This window comes from Streptomyces sp. SYP-A7185, from assembly GCF_046103685.1.
Taxonomy (GTDB): Bacteria; Actinomycetota; Actinomycetes; order Streptomycetales; family Streptomycetaceae; genus Streptomyces.
Map to the genome: position 1 here is coordinate 4,571,843 of NZ_CP122310.1, position 15,468 is coordinate 4,587,310.

Below are 15,468 nucleotides of genomic sequence, written 5' to 3' on the forward strand. Positions count from 1 at the left end.
GAGACCCCGCGGACGCCTCGGCTTCCGGCCTACGGCCGCTTCGGCTTCCCGTCCCCGTACAGCCAGGGGCCCCAGATGGCGCGGACCTTCTCGCGCGCCTTCTCGCTGCCCGCGTGCCGCTCCACGTACCGCGTGAAGTCCTCGGTGTCCGCGTTGCCGTGGCGGTGGGTCTTCGTCCAGCCCTGCACGATGTCGTAGAAGGTGTCGTCGCCCACCGCCCGGCGGATCTTGTGGATCACCATGCCGCCCCGCTCGTACACCGGGCTGTCGGAGATGGTCGCGGCGGACGGCGGCTTCGCGGGCGGGAAGGCCCAGATCGCCTCGTTGTCCTCGTCGTCCTCGTAGTAGTCGTCCGCGTAGATCTGGTCGAAGATCTCCTGCGCGCTGTCGCCGCCGTGGTCCTCCTCCCAGAGCCACTCGGCGTACGTCGCGAAGCCTTCGTTCAGCCACATGTCGCGCCAGGACTTGGGCGTCACGGAGTTGCCGAACCACTGGTGGGCCAGCTCGTGGACGACGAGTCCGGTGCCGGGCGCGCCGGGATAGGTGGGGCGCGTCTGGGTCTCCAGGGCGTACCCCGCGTCGCCCTCGGCGCCGACGATCGCCCCGGTCGACGAGAAGGGGTAGGGGCCGAAGTTCAGCTCCTGCCACTCGATGATCTCGGAGATACGGTTCAGCGCCTTGGCGCTCGCCTTGGCCTCCGAGGGCTCCACCGCCGTGAGCACCGGGATGCCGGACTTCGTCGTGGACTTCTTCACCTCGTACGGCCCGATCGCGACCGTGGCGAGATAGCTCGCCATGGGTTCCGCGCTGTGCCAGGCGAAGGTCGTGCGGCCGTTCTTGGTCGACTCGCGGGTCAACTCGCCGTTGGAGATGGCCTTCAGGCCCTTGGGGACGGTGACGCGTATGTCGTACGAGGCCTTGTCCGAGGGATGGTTGTTCGACGGGAACCACGCCATCGAGCCGGTCGGCTCGCCGAGCGCCAGGGCCCCTTCCTCGGTCCGTAGCCACCCCTCCTCGGAGCCGTCCGCGTCGGTGATGGTCTCGGGGCTGCCGGAGTAGCGGACGACCGTGCGGAACGTCTCGCCCTCGTCGAGGTCGTCGGCGGGCCGGACCGTCAGCTCCTGCCCGTCGCGGTGGAAGGAGGCGGCCTTCCCCTCGACGGTCACGCCCCGCACGTCCAGGCCCTTGAGGTCGAGGTTGAAGGCGCTGAGGTCCTTGGTCGCGCGGGCCGTGACCTCGGCCGTGCCGGTGAGGTGCCGGGCTTCGGGGTCGTACCCGAGCGTCAGGTCGTAGTGCGCGACGTCGTAACCGCCGTTGCCCAGCTGCGGGAAGTACGGGTCACGCACGCCGTCGGCTCCGGGCGTGCCGTGCACTCCGGAGCCGCCGCAGGCGGTGAGGACGAGGGCGGTGAGGGCCGCGGCGGATGTGCCGCGCAGCGCCGTGGATCGTGGGTACACGCCTGTGATCTTATGCGGCATATGTTCGGTGGCGCCTACAGGACGGCGATCCCCAACGGGCGCTCCCCGGCCGCAAGCCTGCGGGTGTCGCCGCTCTCGACGTCGACGACCGTGATGCCGTTCCAGTACCCGTCGCGGGTGAAGCCGCCGGTGACGTAGGCGGTGTCACCGTCCTCGGAGACGGCGACGTCCTCGTGCGGGCCGTCCAGGGGAAAGACCTTCTCCTCGCCGTCCTCGGTCCGCACGGTCAGCGAGGGCCCCTCGTCCTGCGAGGGGTCGATCGGTCCCGTGCCGACGGCGAACAGCGTGCCGTCCCGCGTGATCCGCGCCCCGTGCTGATGGGTGTCGGCCGTCATCGGCTCGATGTCGGACTCGCCGGTGCGCGGGTCGAGCACGACGAGCTTCTCGCCCTCGAAGGGCAGCAGGAGCTTGCCGTCCGAGGGGCGTACGGCGGCGTAGTGCGGCTTCAGCCAGGAGCCGAGGCCGCCTTCGGTGCCGTAGGGGGCGACTTCGATGCGGCGGGGCTTGAGCGTGTCGGCGCGTACGACCGTCACGTCGAACGAGTCGTGGTTGGTCGCGTACACCTCGCGCCCGTCCTTCGACACGTCCACGTCGAAGGGGCGCCGGCCCACCGGAACGGTGTCCGTGACCTCGCGCGTGCCCGTGTCGATGACCTCCAGCGTCCCCTTGCCGTCCGGGACGTTGACGCCCACGTAGGCGTGCCCGCCGTCCGGGGACAGGGCGATGCCCATGCCGCCGCCGCGGTACTCCCCGCTCGTCGCGGGGCCGCTCTCGGTCTCGTACGGGATGCGGTCGACGCGCTCGCGGGTGCGGGTGTCCACGACGGCCACGGCGTCCGCGGTGGCCACCCAGGCCCGGCCGTCCTCGCCCACGGCCAGGCCGTACGGGGCCTTGCCGACCTGCACGGACTCGACGGGCCCGCGCTCGGGGTCGACGAACGTGACGGTGTCCGAGCCGAAGTCGGCGACCAGGAGGGTGCCTTCGGGGGTGCGCTCCTGGGCGGGGAGGGTGGCCGTGGCGGTCGCTCGGGAGGGCTTGGGGCCGCTCGCCGCGGCGCCGTCCCCGGCGCTGTCCCCGCTGCCGCCCCCGGTGCCGCAGCCGGCCAGGACCGCGGCGCCCAGGAGGGCGCTCCCGGCGGCGAGCGCCGCGCGGGAGGTCCGTATCGCGCCCGCCGCCCGGGGAGCCCTCACGGGGCACCCCGCAGCAGCGCGGCGATCTCGGCGAAACCCCGGCGCTCGGCGTGCGCGAGCGGGGTCACGCCGTCCCGGTCGGCAAGGCCGGGCGTGGCGCCCGCGGTGAGCAGCAGCTCCACGATCTCCTGGTGCGCGCGACCGCCGTCGCCCAGGATCACGGCCTCCAGGAGGGCGGTCCAGCCGAGGTCGTTGACGTGGTCCACGTCGATGTCGGTGGCGCGCAGCACTTCCCGTACGTACGCCACGTGTCCGCGCTCCGCCGCGGGGATCACGGAGATCCCGCCGAAGCGGTTGCGCAGCTTCAGGTCCGGCCCAGCGGGGAGCAGGACGTGCAGCATGGCGACGCTGCCGGTCACGCCGGTGGCCAGCCAGGGGCTGTCGGCGCGGTGGTCCTGGGCGTCGACGTCGGCGCCCGCGGCCACCAGGGCGCGCGCGGCCTCGACGTGGTCGCCCAGGACGGCGAGCAGCAGCGGGGTGCGCAGTTCGTCGTCGCGGGCCTCGACGCGGGCCCCCGCGTCGAGGGCGGCTCTCACGTCACCGGCGTTCCCGGACCGTGCGGCGTCGAGCAGCCACAGATCGTCGGCGGTCCTCGTCATGTTCGTCCTCCTCGTCGTACGGACCGGGAACAGCCTCGGCAGCATGAGATCAGCCGGTTCCGGAAGCTTCGCAGCTCAGCGGCTTCAGCGGCCGAGCGCCGCGACGCCCGCCTTGGCGAACTTCTCGTCCAGGTCGCCGCTGGGGGCGCCCGCGACACCGATGCCCGCGATGGGCGCGTCCTTGGCGGTGACCGGCGCGCCGCCCGCGAGGAACAGGGTGCCGGGGATGTCCTTCAGGTTCGGGGCCTGCTCCAGGCGCTTGACCAGCTCGGAGGTGGGCGCGTTCCAGGAGACGGCGGTGTACGCCTTCTTCACGGCCGACTCGGGGGACTGCGGGCCCGCGCCGTCGCCGCGCAGCTCGACGATGGTGTTGCCGTTGCGGTCCACGACGGCGACGGAGACGCGCTGGTTCTCCTTCTTCGCGGCGTCGAGGGTGGCCTGGGCGGCCTTGGTCGCGGCGGCGACGTTCAGGTGCGTCGACTGCGTGAGGTTCTTGTCGGCCGCGTCGGCGGCGACGGCGGCCTTGGGGGCGGCGGCCGGCGACTCGGCGCTGGCGGAGACGGCGCCGAAGGTGCCCGCGCCGAGGACGGCGGCGGTGGCGGCGACGGTCAGGACACGGGTGCGGCGGGAGAGCTTCTGCACGGGGTGCTCCTCTGAGCGAAGCGGGACGGGGTCCCGGGGGGGGGAAGGCGATCGGGGAGGTTGTTCTCCCTGCGACCAATCCTCCGGTCGCCACCGGCCCGCACCCCTCGGCGTACCGGCTGGGAGCCGCGCGCGACTCGGCCGACACCAGGGTCAACCGATCGGTTGACCCCACCGTGGCCCCACCGGGTCACAATGAGGGTGTTTGCCCAGTTCAGCGCGTCGGAAGGAACGAAGCCGTGGGACAGGACGAGGGCTCCCCCGCACAGCCCGCCGCCGCGCGACGCGCCGCCCGCCCCCGCCCGGACGCCGTCCGGGGGCCGTCCGGCGTTCCGGGCAGGGACGCCGCGGACCCCGACGCGCGCTGGCTCGCGGCCGTCATGCACGCGACGTTCTACCTGCTCCTGGCCACCTCGCTGGCCCGCTTCCTGCTGCGCCACCCCGGCGGCGCGCGCGTCCCCTGGATCATCGCGCTCTCCGTGATCCTCGCCGTCCTCTACGCCCTCCCCCATCTGGCCGGCGCCCGCCCCGGCAGGCGCTCCACGCCGTACGCGCTGGGCCCGGCGGCCGGGGTCCGCCCCACGCCACGCCGCCTCACCTGGCTCGCGCTCGTGATCGGCGTCTGGCTGGTCCTGATCGTCCTCGCGCCGAGCTTCGGCTGGTGCGCGGTGCCGCTGTTCTTCACCGGGCTGCGGATGCTGCCGCCGCGCGCGGCCCTGGCCCTGGTGGTGGTCCTGACCGGCTGCGTCATCGCCTCGCAGCTGCGGCTCGCGGGCCGCTACGACCCGGACCTGATCCTCGGGCCGCCCGCCGTGTCGGCGATCGCGACCGCGGTCTTCGCCTACATGCAGCGCCAGGCCCGCCGCCAGCGCGAACTGATCGACGACCTCATCCGCACCCGGCGCGAACTGGCCGCCACCGAGCGCCGCGAGGGCACCCTCGCCGAACGCCAGCGCATCTCCATGGAGATCCACGACACCCTCGCCCAGGGCCTGTCCAGCCAGCAGATGCTGCTCCAGGCCGCCGACCGCGTCTGGGACACCGACCCGGCCAAGGCCCGCGCCCACGTCCGTACCGCCGAGTCGATCACCGAGCACGGCCTGGCCGAGGCCCGCCGCTTCGTGCACGACCTCGCACCGGCCGACCTGGCCGACGGCGGCGGCCTCGACGAGGCGCTGCGGACGCTGGCCGCGCGCACCGCGCAGGACGCGGGCCTCACGGTCCGCTTCCACGCCGAAGGCGTGCCGGCGACGCTCCCCGACCGGACGCAGTCCGCGCTCCTGCGCATCGCCCAGGGCGCGCTCGCCAACGTGACGGAGCACGCCGACGCGACGACGGCCGCCCTGACGCTCACGCATCTGGACGACCAGGTGGTGCTCGACATCGCGGACGACGGCCGCGGCTTCACCCCCGCCGGCCAGCCGCCCGCCTCCGACCGGCGGGGGCACGGGCTGCCCGCGATCCGCGCCCGCGTGCGGCAGCTCGGCGGCACACTGACGATCGAGTCGGCACCGGGCGAGGGCGCGGTCCTCTCGGTCTCGATCCCGCTCTCCCCCCAGGAGGACCCCCGATGAACCCCACTCCCCCTCCTCCCCCGGCCGCCCCCTCGGTCCGGCTCCTGGTCTGCGACGACCACATCGTCGTACGCGCCGGACTGCTCGCCCTGCTGGGCAGCGCGCCGGACATCGAGGTGGTCGGGGAGGCGGGCACCGGCGAGGAGGCGATCGCGCTGGCCGCGAAGCTGGCGCCGGACGTCGTCCTGATGGACCTGCAACTGGGCGAGGGCATGGACGGCGTGGAGGCCACCCGCCAGATCACGTCCGCCGCCGGACCCGTCCCCCACATCCTGGTCCTGACGACGTACGACACCGACGCCGACATCACCCGCGCCATCGAGGCGGGGGCCACGGGCTACCTCCTGAAGGCCGAACGCCCCGAGGAGCTCTTCGCCGCGATCCACGCCGCCGCGCAGGGCCGCACCACGCTCTCCCCGCCGGTCGCCTCCCGCGTGATGGCCCGCATGCGCAAGCCGCTGCCCACCCTCACCGACCGCGAGCTCGACATCCTCGCGCAGCTCTCCCAGGGCCTGGGGAACCGCGAGATCGCCCGCGCGCTGTTCATCAGCGAGGCCACGGTCAAGACGCACCTGGGCAGGATCTACGACAAGCTCGGGGTCGACACGCGTGCGGGAGCGGTGGCGGTGGCGAAGGAGCAGCGGCTGCTGCCGTGACGTACGGCCTCCGGAGCCGTGACACCATCGTTGACGTGCTCGACATCGGCTACGCCCTCTCCCACCGCTTTCCCGACCCCCAGCAGTTCGACTACCGCCGGGCGGACGTGCACGCGCTGCGGCACGACCTGTTCTGCGGGGACGTGTACCTCGCGGACACGAAGGCGGACCGGGAGCTGTCCACAGCCTGGGGATGGGTTCCCGTCCTCGACTTCGCGTGGGCGCTGTGCGACATCGTCGAGCTCGTGGACCAGGATCCCCGGGGCAGCCGGGCGTCCCGTCCCCAGTACGCCGAGCTCGACTTCACGGAGTCGACGGACCGCATGCTGTTCACCCGCCGGTTCGGGTGGGTGGACATCGAGGCGGACTGGATGCGGGAGGACGAGGCTCCCCTGACGTTCTCCCACACCGAGCTGCGGCGCGAGGCGCGGGACTTCCTCCACGACGTCCTGGCGGACCTCATCGACCTCCACGAGGACCTGGCCGAGAACCCCACGATCTGGACCCTCCAATCCCGCTTCCCCCGCACGTAACCAGGGGCCCCTCGCCAAAGCCGCGGGGGACCACAGACCCCTCGCCAGAGCCACGCGTGACCAACGGCCCCCCGCCGAAGCCACGCGTCACCACAGACCCCCCACCAAAGCCACGCGTGACCACACCCCCCCCCCGCCAAAGCCGGACGCTAGTCCACCCGCACTCCTACCTGCGCCGCGAACGCCGGCGCCAGGTCCATCAGCTGTGCCGTACTGATCACCGACCCCGCCAGGCAGTCGATCCCCCGGAGGATGTCCACCTCCGCCGCCTCCCGCAGGTCGACGTCCTTCATGCGGACCCCGCTGAAGTCCGCCCCCTTCAGCACGCAGCCCACGAACTCCACCCGCTCCAGCACCGCGTGCCCGAAGTCCGGCTCCACCAGCACGCAGCCCTCGAAGACGACGTCCTTCAGCCGCGCCTTCCGCAGGTTCAGATAGTCGATCTTCCCGCCCCGCACGACCACCCGCTCAAGCACGCTGCCGTGCAACTGGACGCCCCCGAGCCGCGCGTCCACCACCTCGACGTCCCGCAGCGAGGCCTCCACCAGCTCGGTGCCGACGCCCCGCAGCTCCGTCAGGACGGAGTCCACGAAGCGTGCCCGGCTGAGCCGGGTCTCCGTCACCCCGCACCCCGTGACCGCACAGTCCAGGAACAGCGCGCCCCCGCCGTCCTGCCCCGCGAGATCGAGGCCGGTGAAGGCGAACCCGTCATAGTCGCCGTCGGGCTCCAACTCACCCCCGCCCTCCACCTCATCGGCCCCGAACGCCCGCAGCACGGGCAACCGCACCTCGGGCCGCCGGGCCTTCTTCACCCCTGCCGCGTCCTTCTGCCGATCCCTCAGTCCCATGCCCCCATCGTGCACCCACCCACTGACAACACCCCCGCCCCAACGGACGCCCCACAACCCACCACCCGGCACCCGCCACCCGGCGGCTCTGCGCCCCACGACCGGCACCCACCAAGTCCACGACCCACCACCCGGCAGCCACCAACTCCGCGACCCGCGGGCCACACCCCGACGGCCGCCGACCTCGCGACCCGGCGCCCGGCACCCGGCAACCGGCACCTCTGTGCCCCCATCCCACACCCCAGCAGCCACCAACCTCGCGCCCCACGACCCCAGCACCCACAACCCCGCAGCCGACACCCCCGCACCCGCCCACGCCTCCGCCCCCACCCCCGATGTCACATCCCGGCCACCCCCACCCGTCGTACCGAATGAGCGCGCTCACCGGCACCGCGCACCCGGACACGACAGGAGCCCACCCCATGCCCACCCACCTCACCGTCATCGGCGGCGGCCTCGCGGGGCTGACCGCGGCCATCACCGCCGCGGAATCCGGCGCCCGCGTCACCCTCCACGAGTCCCACCACACCCTCGGCGGCCGAGCCCGCACCGCCGAAGGCGCGTACCGCACGAACGAAGGCCCGCACGCCCTCTACAACGGCGGCCCGCACTGGGCCTGGCTCAAGCAGCGCGACCTCATCGGCCCCCTCGCCCCCCTGCCGCCCATCGAAGGCACCCGCCTGCGCCTCCACCACCAGGGCAAGCTCCGCCGCACCCCACCCCTGGCGATGGTGAAGCTCCTGCGGCGCAAGTCCGAACAGGCGCCCGTGGAGCTGGACTTCATGACCTGGGCCACCGGCGAGGTCGGCGAGGAAGGCGCCCGCGCCGCCGCGCACTACCTCGCCGTGGCGACCTTCCACCACGACCCCGGCTCCCTCTCCGCCCGGTTCGCGCACGAGCGCCTGCGCCGCGCCACGAAGCTGCCCCCGGAGGCGCACTACCCGCGCGGCGGCTGGGGCTCGGTCGTCGACCGCATGGCGACGCTCGCCTGGAACCTGGGCGTACGCGTGGAGACGCTGTCCCGCGTCGACACCCTCGCCCCGTTCGCCGCCAAGGGCCCGGTCGTCGTCGCCACGTCCCTCCCCGCGGCCCGCCACCTCCTCCAGGACGACGCCCTCCGCTGGGAAAGCGCCCGCACCACCCTCGTGGACATCGCCCTCACCTCCCGCAGGGGCGACCTCTTCGCGCTCTCCGACCTCGACCGGACCGGCTGGATCGAGCGGTTCACCACCCAGGACCGCAGCCTCGCCCCCGCGGGCCAGGAACTCGTCCAGGGCCAGATCCCGCTCGCCCCCGAAGAGTCCAAGGCGGACGGCGTGGCCCGCGCCGACCACCTCCTCGACCTCGGTTTCCCCGGCTGGCGCGACCGCCTGGTCTGGCGCCGCGACGCCGTGTCCAACGGCCGTACCGGCGCGGTGGATCTGCCCGGCACCACCTGGCGCGACCGCCCGGCGATCGACCGCGGCGACGGCGTCTACCTGGCCGGCGACCAGGTCGCGGCGCCCGGCCTGCTCTCCGAGGTGTCCTTCAACAGCGCCCTGGAGGCGGTGACGCTGGCCCTCACCCCCACAAGGCTTGACCTCAAGTCCGCTTGAGGTAAGAGCCTGACGTCACCACGCACCGAGTGGCCGCCGCACCACCCCCACGGGGTGGCCCCGGCGCCGCCCGCCCAGCCCGAGGCCCGAGGAGCGAGCCCATGCACGCCATACGTCTGCACACCTTCGGCCCGGCCGACCACCTCACGTACGAGGAGGTCCCGGACCCGGCACCGGCCCCCGGCCAGGTCCGCATCGCGGTGACCGCGGCGGGCGTGCACCTCCTGGACACCGCGATCCGCGAAGGCATCAAGGGCCCCCTCCCCGCCCTTCCCGAACTCCCCACGATCCCCGGCCGCGAGGTGTCCGGCACGGTCGACGCCGTGGGCGAGGGAGTCGACGCGAGCCGGCTCGGCAAGCGCGTGGTCGCCCACATCGGCTTCGCCCCCGGCGGCTACGCGGAACGCGTCGTCACGGAGGCGTCCCGCCTGCACGAGATTCCCGACGGCCTGGACGACGCGCAGGCCGTCGCCCTGATCGGCACGGGCCGTACGGCGATGGGAATCCTGGGGTTCGTCGACCTGACGCCCGCGTCCGTGGCCGTCGTCCCGGCCGCGGCGGGCGGCATCGGCACGCTCCTGGTCCAGTACGCCAAGCACGCGGGCGCCACGGTGATCGGCCTGGCCGGCGGCCCGGAGAAGGCGGCCCTGGTCGCGGCGAACGGCGCCGACCTCGCGGTGGACTACCGATCCGAGACGAACCCGGACTGGCCGGACGAGGTCCGCGCGTACTTGTCGAAGCTGGACGTCACCACCACGGGCACGGGAACGGGCGGCGTGCCCGGAGCCACCGTCGTCTTCGACGGCGTGGGCGGAGACGTGGGCCGCGCCGCCGTGGACCTCCTCGCCCCCGGCGGCACGCACCTGGTCTTCGGCTGGTCGGGCAAGGGCCCGCACGACGGTGAACCCCTGGAGTTCACCGAGGACCAGCTCGCGGCCCGCGGCATCACGCAGACGAACGTGCTCGGCCCGGCGATGATGCGGAGGGCGGGCGGCGAAGACCCCCTGCGCACCCTGGAGCTCGCGGCGCTCACCGAGGCGGCGAAGGGCCACTTCACCCCGGCGGTCCAGCGTTACCCGCTGGCCCGGGCGGCGGCCGCCCACGCCGACCTGGAGAACCGCCGCACCACGGGCAAGGTGGTCCTCATCCCTTGAGGGGCCTCCCGAGCCCGGCCAGCGCCTCGTCGGTCAGCCGGTACACGGTCCACTCGTCCTGCGGCAGCGCACCCAGCGACCGGTAGAACTTGATCGACGGCTCGTTCCAGTCGAGCACGGACCATTCAAGGCGCTCGTAACCCCGCTCCACGCAGATCCGCGCGAGCTCGGTCAGGAGCGCCTTGCCGTGCCCGCCGCCGCGCGCCTCGGGACGTACGTACAGGTCCTCCAGGTAGATCCCGTGCACCCCGCGCCACGTGGAGAAGTTGAGGAACCACAGCGAGAAGCCGACGACCTCCCCCGAGGCGTCGTCCTCGGCGATGTGCGCGAACGCGGCGGGCCGCTCCCCGAAGAGCGCCTCGCGCAACTGCTCCTCGGTGGCCCTGGCCTCGTCGAGGGCTTTCTCGTACTCGGCGAGGTCACGCACCATGGCGTGGATGACGGGGACATCGGCGGGCGTGGCGACACGAATCATCCCGGCAGAGTACGACGCCCGCCGCCGGACACCCCCGCACGCCCCCCTGCCTCCTGCCTCTGCGCCTGCCTCTGCCTCTGCCGCTGCCGCTGCCCGCGCGCGGGTCTCACCCCCGCGCCCCCGACAGCCGCCGCGCGACCTCCAGATCCTCCTCGTCCAGCGGGCGCCCGTCCTCGATCTCCCACAGGGCGTTCTGGAGCACCCGCCCCAGCGTCCAGGCCCTGGCCCGCTCGCGGTCGAGGCCGAGGATCTCGCTCATCGCGTCGAACCGCCACAGCACGTCCTCCGCGTCGAAGTGGTTGTTGAGCGCGGGCCAGAGGTCGAAACCGGGGTCCCCGGCGAGCGGCTTCGGGTCGATGGCGAGCCACGGCTCGCGCTCGGCCGCGAGGACGTTCTCGAAGTGCAGGTCCCAGTGCAGCAGCCGGTCACCGGGCTCCCCGATCACCTCGCGCACCGCGCCCCCGCCCCGCTCCACGAGCGCCCGCTCGACCGGATCGGGGATCGCCTTCAACGCCCCCGGCAGGTCCTCCAGCATCTCCCCCGCGATGTCCGCGAGCCGCCGCATGCCCGCGGGCGCGGGCACCGACGTGAGCCGGGCGAGCAGCTCGGCGATGACGAGCACCGCCTGCCGGGTGCCCTCCACGGTCGTCGCCATGGACGACAACATCCGCCCGGAGTCCAGGCGTTCGAGCAGCATCGTGCCCGTGTCCGCGTCGTGGTCGAGCAGCCGCACCGCCCCGTCGCCGCCCCACACCCGCAGCCCTACCGGCTCCCCTTCGGTCTCCTCGTCCAGGAGCTGGAACTTCACCGCGGCGGGCGTCCCGTCCCGCCGCACCACCGGCAGCACCAGCGCGGCCATGCCGTGCATCGAGGGCCCGTCGACCCGCAGGTCCCACCGCTCCACGAACTCCGTCACGCGGGCGGGCAGCGCCGCGATGAAGGCGCGGCCCGGCTCCCCGGCGTACTCGTACTGCGACTCGATCAGCCCGTCCGGAATGCGAATGTCGATCACGCCCGCGACGCTACCGCCGTGGGTGAATCGCCGCATGGGGATTATGCGGCGCACAAGGTCCACGGACCGGTCCACGCCAGGGACCGCGCCACGGGCCGCGGCTCGGTCCACGGCACGGGCGGTCGGCTCCTACGTCCGCAGCGCCCCCGGGACGTACATCTGGCTCGCGGTCCTCTTCCTCACGACGGTCGCGATGCACCACATGTCACCGGAGTTCGAGAAGGAGTTCCTGCTCCAGCGCTCCACGAACATCCACGAGCTGTCGCGCAACCCCGTCCGGGTCCTGGTCGCCAGCGCGTTCTGGACCGACGGCGGCACCTGGCTGTCGTACGCCGTGCTCTACACCCTCTTCCACGCCACCGCAGAACGCCGGCTCGGCACCGCGCGCTGGCTCGCGGTGGCGGCGGGCGCGCACGTCATGGCCACGCTCATCAGCGAGGGCGTCCTCGCCCTCGCGATCCGGCACGGCGCCGCCCCGACGTCCTCCGTCAACACCTTGGACGTCGGGGTGAGTTACGCGCTCGCCGGGGTGGTCGCCGTCCTCACCTACTGGGTGCCGAGCCCTTGGCGGTACGCGTATCTCCTGATCGTCGCCGCCGTGTACGGCCTTCCGCTGCTCACCGGCAGGACCTTCACCGACCTGGGCCACTTCACGGCGGTCCTGATCGGCCTGGCCTGCTACCCGCTGACCCGGAGCGCCGTACGCCCGGCACCGAGGGGACGGACGGTCAGGAGATCCCGGAAGCCTTGAGCTCCTCGGCGAACGCGCTCTGGTCGAACAGCGACTCGCTCTCCGCCTTCTTGCCGTCGATGACGACGGTCGGCGTCCCCTGCATGCCGTCGTCGGTGAAGGCCTGCATGGCCTCACCGACCCACTTCTCGTACGTCCCCTTCCGCACCGCCTTGTCGAACCCGGCGCCCCGCAGGCCGTCCACCTGGTCGGCGATCTTCAGCAGGAAGGCGGGCGTGTAGGCGTCGTCGGTCTCGACCTCGGCCTGGTTGGCGAAGACCGCGGCGTGGTACTGCGGGAACTTGCCCGCGTCCACCGAGGCCCGCAGCGCGTTGGCCGCGTTCACCGAGCCGCTGCCGCCGAGGTTCTTGTCGAGGAACGAGGCGAGCGTGTACTCGACCTTCACCTTGCCCTCGGCCACGGGCTTCACCAGCGCCTGAGCGCCCGTCTCCTCGAACTTCTTGCAGATCGGGCAGCGCGCGTCCTCGTACAGCTTGACCGTGTGCCCGGCCTTCGGGTCGCCGACCGTGATCACGCCGCCCTTCACCGTGGCGGGTGCCTTCGCGAGCGCGTCGGTGCCGGCCGGCGGCTCCTTCGCCTCGGGGCCGCCGGCGGACGCGGATCCGGAGGCCGACGCGGACTCCTTGCCGTCGCCCCCGCCCGTGAGGTCCTCGGGCCCGCAGGCGGCTGCGCCACCGGCGACGAGTGCGGTGGCTGCCACCGCGGCGACGATGCGCCCGGCCTTGCGTACGGCCATCTGAACAGTCCTCCTGGATCTCCGCACACGGCGCTCCGCCACGTGCCGGATCAACGTATCGGAACGGCCTCCCCCAGACCCCTCCCCAAAGCCCCCACCAGCGCAGTAACGTCCGGAACATGAGCAGCACGATCAACGGCGGCATCTCGTACTGGTACGCGGACCACGGCACCCCGGCCCCCCGCGAACCCCTGCCGGGCGACGAGAGTGCCGACGTCTGCATTGTCGGCGGCGGCTACACGGGCCTGTGGACCGCGTACTACCTGAAGAAGGCCGCCCCCTTCCTCCGCATCACCGTCCTCGAACAGAAGTTCTGCGGGTACGGCGCCTCCGGCCGCAACGGCGGATGGCTCTACAACGGCATCGCGGGCCGCGACCGCTACGCCCGCCTGCACGGCAGGGAGGCGGCCATCCGCCTCCAGGAGGCGATGAACGACACGGTCACCGAGGTGATCGAGACGGCGAAGGCCGAAGGGATCGAAGCGGACGTCCACCACGGCGGCGTACTCGAAGTGGCCTACACCCCGGCCCAGTTGGCGCGCCTGAAGGAGTTCCACGCGGCCGAGCTCGCGTACGGCGAGAAGGACCGCACCCTGCACGGCGCCCGCGAGACCGCCGAGCGCGTACGCGTGGCCGGCGCCGTCGGCTCCACGTGGACCCCGCACGGCGCGCGTCTGCACCCGGTGAAACTGGTGCAGGGCCTGGCGGCGACGGTCGAGGCCCTGGGCGTCACGATCCACGAGTCGACCCCGGTCACGGAGATCAAGCCGAAGCACGCCATCACGCCGTACGGCACGGTCCGCGCCCCGTACGTCCTGCGCTGCACGGAGGGCTTCACGGCGTCCCTGAAGGGCCAGCGCCGCACCTGGCTCCCCATGAACTCCTCGATGATCGCGACGGAACCGCTGTCGGCCTCCCAATGGGAGTCGATCGGCTGGGAGGGCCGCGAGACGCTCGGCGACATGGCGCACGCGTACATGTACGCCCAGCGCACCGCCGACGGCCGCATCGCACTCGGCGGCCGAGGCGTCCCGTACCGCTACGGCTCGAAGACGGACAACGACGGCCGCACCCAGCCGGCGACGATCGAGGCCCTGCACGAGATCCTGACCCGCTTCTTCCCCCAACTGGCCGGAATCCAGGTGGCCCACGCCTGGTCGGGAGTCCTGGGCGTCCCGCGCGACTGGTGCGCCACGGTCACCCTGGACCGCGCCACGGGCCTGGGCTGGGCGGGCGGCTACGTCGGCTCCGGCGTGGCCACCGCGAACCTCGCGGCCCGCACCCTGCGCGACCTGGTCCAACAGGACTCGGGCCAAGCGGGCCCCACAGCCCTGACGACCCTCCCCTGGGTCAACCACAAGGTCCGCAAATGGGAACCAGAACCCTTCCGCTGGCTGGGCGTCCAGGGCATGTACGCGACCTACCGCAACGCGGACCGCAAAGAACTGACGACCCCCACCACCACACCCCCACCCCTGGCCCGCCTCGCAAACCGCCTGTCGGGGAGGAACTAGTCGGCTTCGAGCTGGGCCATCCACGCGAAGGCGCCCGCGGTGAGACCGGCCCGTGATCCGGTCCGCCAGTGGTCGGTGACATCGGTCCAGCCGCGGAGCACCGCGCTCTCGGCACCGTTCTCGGCCGCCTGGTCGTAATGGAGACTGAACGCGAAGACCCTGCCGTCGGCGGAGATGACCTGCCCTTCCTCGTGGTCCGGGCCCTCTTGCAGGAGATCGACGACCACCGTCCGGTCCGGGTCGAGCCCCTGGCCTGTCAACAGCTCCCGCAACCTGCGCCAGAGGTCGTACTCGCTGGTCCGCAGGAGATCCGTGTACTGAACGACGATGCTCGACACCATGAACCCCATGATCGCCACCGGCGCCGCCGCAGGGAAGTGACGGCCGACACAATCCCGGCCACGCGCCCACCCGTCATGCACTGAACAACAAAACCCCAGCTCAGAGCGATCCGAGCCGGGGTTTCAGGGGAGCCCCCTGTCGGATTCGAACCGACGACCTACGCATTACAAGTGCGTTGCTCTGGCCATCTGAGCTAAGGAGGCGTGCACCGGCGTGCCCGTGCAGTGTAACCAACGCCGCCGGTGGGCCCGTCGAAAATTTCCTCGAAGGTCGCGGGTGCCTGAGTACTGACAGAGCGGTCCCCCCCGGGGTACCGTCCGAGCAGTTCACCCAGGTGGACTACACCACTCCCTCTACTCGGATCGTCCG

The 15,468-nt window shown here is 72.7% G+C and carries 16 protein-coding genes and 1 tRNA gene; 7 read left to right on the forward strand and 10 right to left on the reverse strand.

The window, feature by feature from the left end:
• Positions 1–29: 29 nt before the first annotated feature.
• From QBL25_RS19905 to QBL25_RS19920, 4 genes are all read right to left on the reverse strand, one after another.
• Positions 30–1,478: a M1 family metallopeptidase gene (locus QBL25_RS19905; RefSeq protein ID WP_409058390.1), complete on the reverse strand. Its 1,449-nt coding sequence runs from the start codon at positions 1,476–1,478 to the stop codon at positions 30–32.
• 14 nt (positions 1,479–1,492) lie between these two features.
• A complete protein-coding gene (locus QBL25_RS19910) occupies positions 1,493–2,668 on the reverse strand; it encodes a hypothetical protein (RefSeq protein WP_409058391.1) in 1,176 nt (391 codons plus the stop codon).
• Complete coding sequence (locus QBL25_RS19915; protein WP_409058392.1) at positions 2,665–3,267, reverse strand: ankyrin repeat domain-containing protein; 603 nt, start codon at positions 3,265–3,267, stop codon at positions 2,665–2,667. The genes QBL25_RS19910 and QBL25_RS19915 overlap by 4 nt, the downstream gene beginning before the upstream one ends.
• 84 nt (positions 3,268–3,351) lie before the next feature.
• On the reverse strand, positions 3,352–3,909 hold the full coding sequence (locus QBL25_RS19920; RefSeq protein ID WP_409058393.1) for a GlcG/HbpS family heme-binding protein: 558 nt from the start codon (positions 3,907–3,909) through the stop codon (positions 3,352–3,354).
• 239 nt (positions 3,910–4,148) lie between these two features.
• Between QBL25_RS19920 and QBL25_RS19925 the strand changes: the two genes are divergently transcribed.
• From QBL25_RS19925 to QBL25_RS19935, 3 genes are read left to right on the forward strand one after another with little or no spacing between them, the layout of a single operon-like run.
• Positions 4,149–5,483 (forward strand): sensor histidine kinase, encoded by a 1,335-nt coding sequence (locus tag QBL25_RS19925; protein WP_409058394.1) that lies wholly within the window; start codon positions 4,149–4,151, stop codon positions 5,481–5,483.
• On the forward strand, positions 5,480–6,139 hold the full coding sequence (locus tag QBL25_RS19930) for a response regulator (RefSeq protein ID WP_409058395.1): 660 nt from the start codon (positions 5,480–5,482) through the stop codon (positions 6,137–6,139). The genes QBL25_RS19925 and QBL25_RS19930 overlap by 4 nt, the downstream gene beginning before the upstream one ends.
• A gap of 35 nt (positions 6,140–6,174) precedes the next feature.
• Positions 6,175–6,672: a hypothetical protein gene (locus QBL25_RS19935; RefSeq protein ID WP_409062716.1), complete on the forward strand. Its 498-nt coding sequence runs from the start codon at positions 6,175–6,177 to the stop codon at positions 6,670–6,672.
• 149 nt (positions 6,673–6,821) lie between these two features.
• Here the strand turns inward: QBL25_RS19935 and QBL25_RS19940 are convergent, their stop codons facing one another.
• Positions 6,822–7,520 carry a pentapeptide repeat-containing protein gene (locus QBL25_RS19940; protein WP_409058396.1) on the reverse strand — a complete coding sequence of 233 codons (699 nt, stop codon included), beginning with the start codon at positions 7,518–7,520 and terminating at the stop codon, positions 6,822–6,824.
• A gap of 422 nt (positions 7,521–7,942) precedes the next feature.
• Here QBL25_RS19940 and QBL25_RS19945 point away from each other — a divergent pair, with 422 nt between their 5' ends.
• Together QBL25_RS19945 and QBL25_RS19950 are read left to right on the forward strand one after the other, a co-directional pair.
• The gene (locus QBL25_RS19945) at positions 7,943–9,115 is read left to right on the forward strand and encodes an NAD(P)-binding protein (RefSeq protein ID WP_409058397.1); all 1,173 of its coding nucleotides are present in this window, start codon (positions 7,943–7,945) and stop codon (positions 9,113–9,115) included.
• A 101-nt stretch (positions 9,116–9,216) separates the two neighbouring features.
• Entirely contained in the window at positions 9,217–10,269 is a 1,053-nt protein-coding gene (locus QBL25_RS19950) for a zinc-binding dehydrogenase (protein ID WP_409058398.1), read from the forward strand.
• On the opposite strand, the gene QBL25_RS19955 is transcribed toward QBL25_RS19950, so the two are convergent.
• A complete protein-coding gene (locus QBL25_RS19955; protein WP_409058399.1) occupies positions 10,259–10,744 on the reverse strand; it encodes a GNAT family N-acetyltransferase in 486 nt (161 codons plus the stop codon). The genes QBL25_RS19950 and QBL25_RS19955 overlap by 11 nt on opposite strands.
• A 106-nt stretch (positions 10,745–10,850) precedes the next feature.
• The gene (locus QBL25_RS19960; protein WP_409058400.1) at positions 10,851–11,792 is read right to left on the reverse strand and encodes an aminoglycoside phosphotransferase family protein; all 942 of its coding nucleotides are present in this window, start codon (positions 11,790–11,792) and stop codon (positions 10,851–10,853) included.
• A gap of 7 nt (positions 11,793–11,799) precedes the next feature.
• Between QBL25_RS19960 and QBL25_RS19965 the strand changes: the two genes are divergently transcribed.
• Entirely contained in the window at positions 11,800–12,507 is a 708-nt protein-coding gene (locus tag QBL25_RS19965; protein WP_409058401.1) for a rhomboid-like protein, read from the forward strand.
• Here the strand turns inward: QBL25_RS19965 and QBL25_RS19970 are convergent.
• Complete coding sequence (locus QBL25_RS19970; protein WP_409058402.1) at positions 12,485–13,243, reverse strand: DsbA family protein; 759 nt, start codon at positions 13,241–13,243, stop codon at positions 12,485–12,487. The genes QBL25_RS19965 and QBL25_RS19970 overlap by 23 nt on opposite strands.
• Before the next feature lie 119 nt (positions 13,244–13,362).
• On the opposite strand from QBL25_RS19970, the gene QBL25_RS19975 reads away from it, so the two are divergent.
• Positions 13,363–14,757, forward strand: a complete 1,395-nt coding sequence (locus tag QBL25_RS19975) for an NAD(P)/FAD-dependent oxidoreductase (RefSeq protein WP_409058403.1) — start codon at positions 13,363–13,365, stop codon at positions 14,755–14,757.
• On the opposite strand, the gene QBL25_RS19980 is transcribed toward QBL25_RS19975, so the two are convergent.
• Both QBL25_RS19980 and QBL25_RS19985 read right to left on the reverse strand, forming a co-directional pair.
• Entirely contained in the window at positions 14,754–15,098 is a 345-nt protein-coding gene (locus QBL25_RS19980; protein WP_409058404.1) for a hypothetical protein, read from the reverse strand. The two genes, QBL25_RS19975 and QBL25_RS19980, sit on opposite strands and share 4 nt — an antisense overlap.
• 130 nt (positions 15,099–15,228) lie before the next feature.
• Positions 15,229–15,302, reverse strand: a tRNA-Thr gene (locus QBL25_RS19985).
• Positions 15,303–15,468: the final 166 nt, after the last annotated feature.

Bases quoted from the DNA above. Each gene is read 5' to 3' on its own strand.
- QBL25_RS19905 (WP_409058390.1), bottom strand. From the start codon at position 1,478: ATGCCGCATAAGATCACAGGCGTGTACCCACGATCCACGGCGCTGCGC.
- QBL25_RS19915 (WP_409058392.1), bottom strand. From the start codon at position 3,267: ATGACGAGGACCGCCGACGATCTGTGGCTGCTCGACGCCGCACGGTCC.
- QBL25_RS19930 (WP_409058395.1), top strand. From the start codon at position 5,480: ATGAACCCCACTCCCCCTCCTCCCCCGGCCGCCCCCTCGGTCCGGCTC.
- QBL25_RS19940 (WP_409058396.1), bottom strand. From the start codon at position 7,520: ATGGGACTGAGGGATCGGCAGAAGGACGCGGCAGGGGTGAAGAAGGCC.
- QBL25_RS19945 (WP_409058397.1), top strand. From the start codon at position 7,943: ATGCCCACCCACCTCACCGTCATCGGCGGCGGCCTCGCGGGGCTGACC.
- QBL25_RS19950 (WP_409058398.1), top strand. From the start codon at position 9,217: ATGCACGCCATACGTCTGCACACCTTCGGCCCGGCCGACCACCTCACG.
- QBL25_RS19955 (WP_409058399.1), bottom strand. From the start codon at position 10,744: ATGATTCGTGTCGCCACGCCCGCCGATGTCCCCGTCATCCACGCCATG.
- QBL25_RS19960 (WP_409058400.1), bottom strand. From the start codon at position 11,792: ATGCGGCGATTCACCCACGGCGGTAGCGTCGCGGGCGTGATCGACATT.
- QBL25_RS19965 (WP_409058401.1), top strand. From the start codon at position 11,800: ATGCGGCGCACAAGGTCCACGGACCGGTCCACGCCAGGGACCGCGCCA.
- QBL25_RS19970 (WP_409058402.1), bottom strand. From the start codon at position 13,243: ATGGCCGTACGCAAGGCCGGGCGCATCGTCGCCGCGGTGGCAGCCACC.
- QBL25_RS19975 (WP_409058403.1), top strand. From the start codon at position 13,363: ATGAGCAGCACGATCAACGGCGGCATCTCGTACTGGTACGCGGACCAC.
- QBL25_RS19980 (WP_409058404.1), bottom strand. From the start codon at position 15,098: ATGGTGTCGAGCATCGTCGTTCAGTACACGGATCTCCTGCGGACCAGC.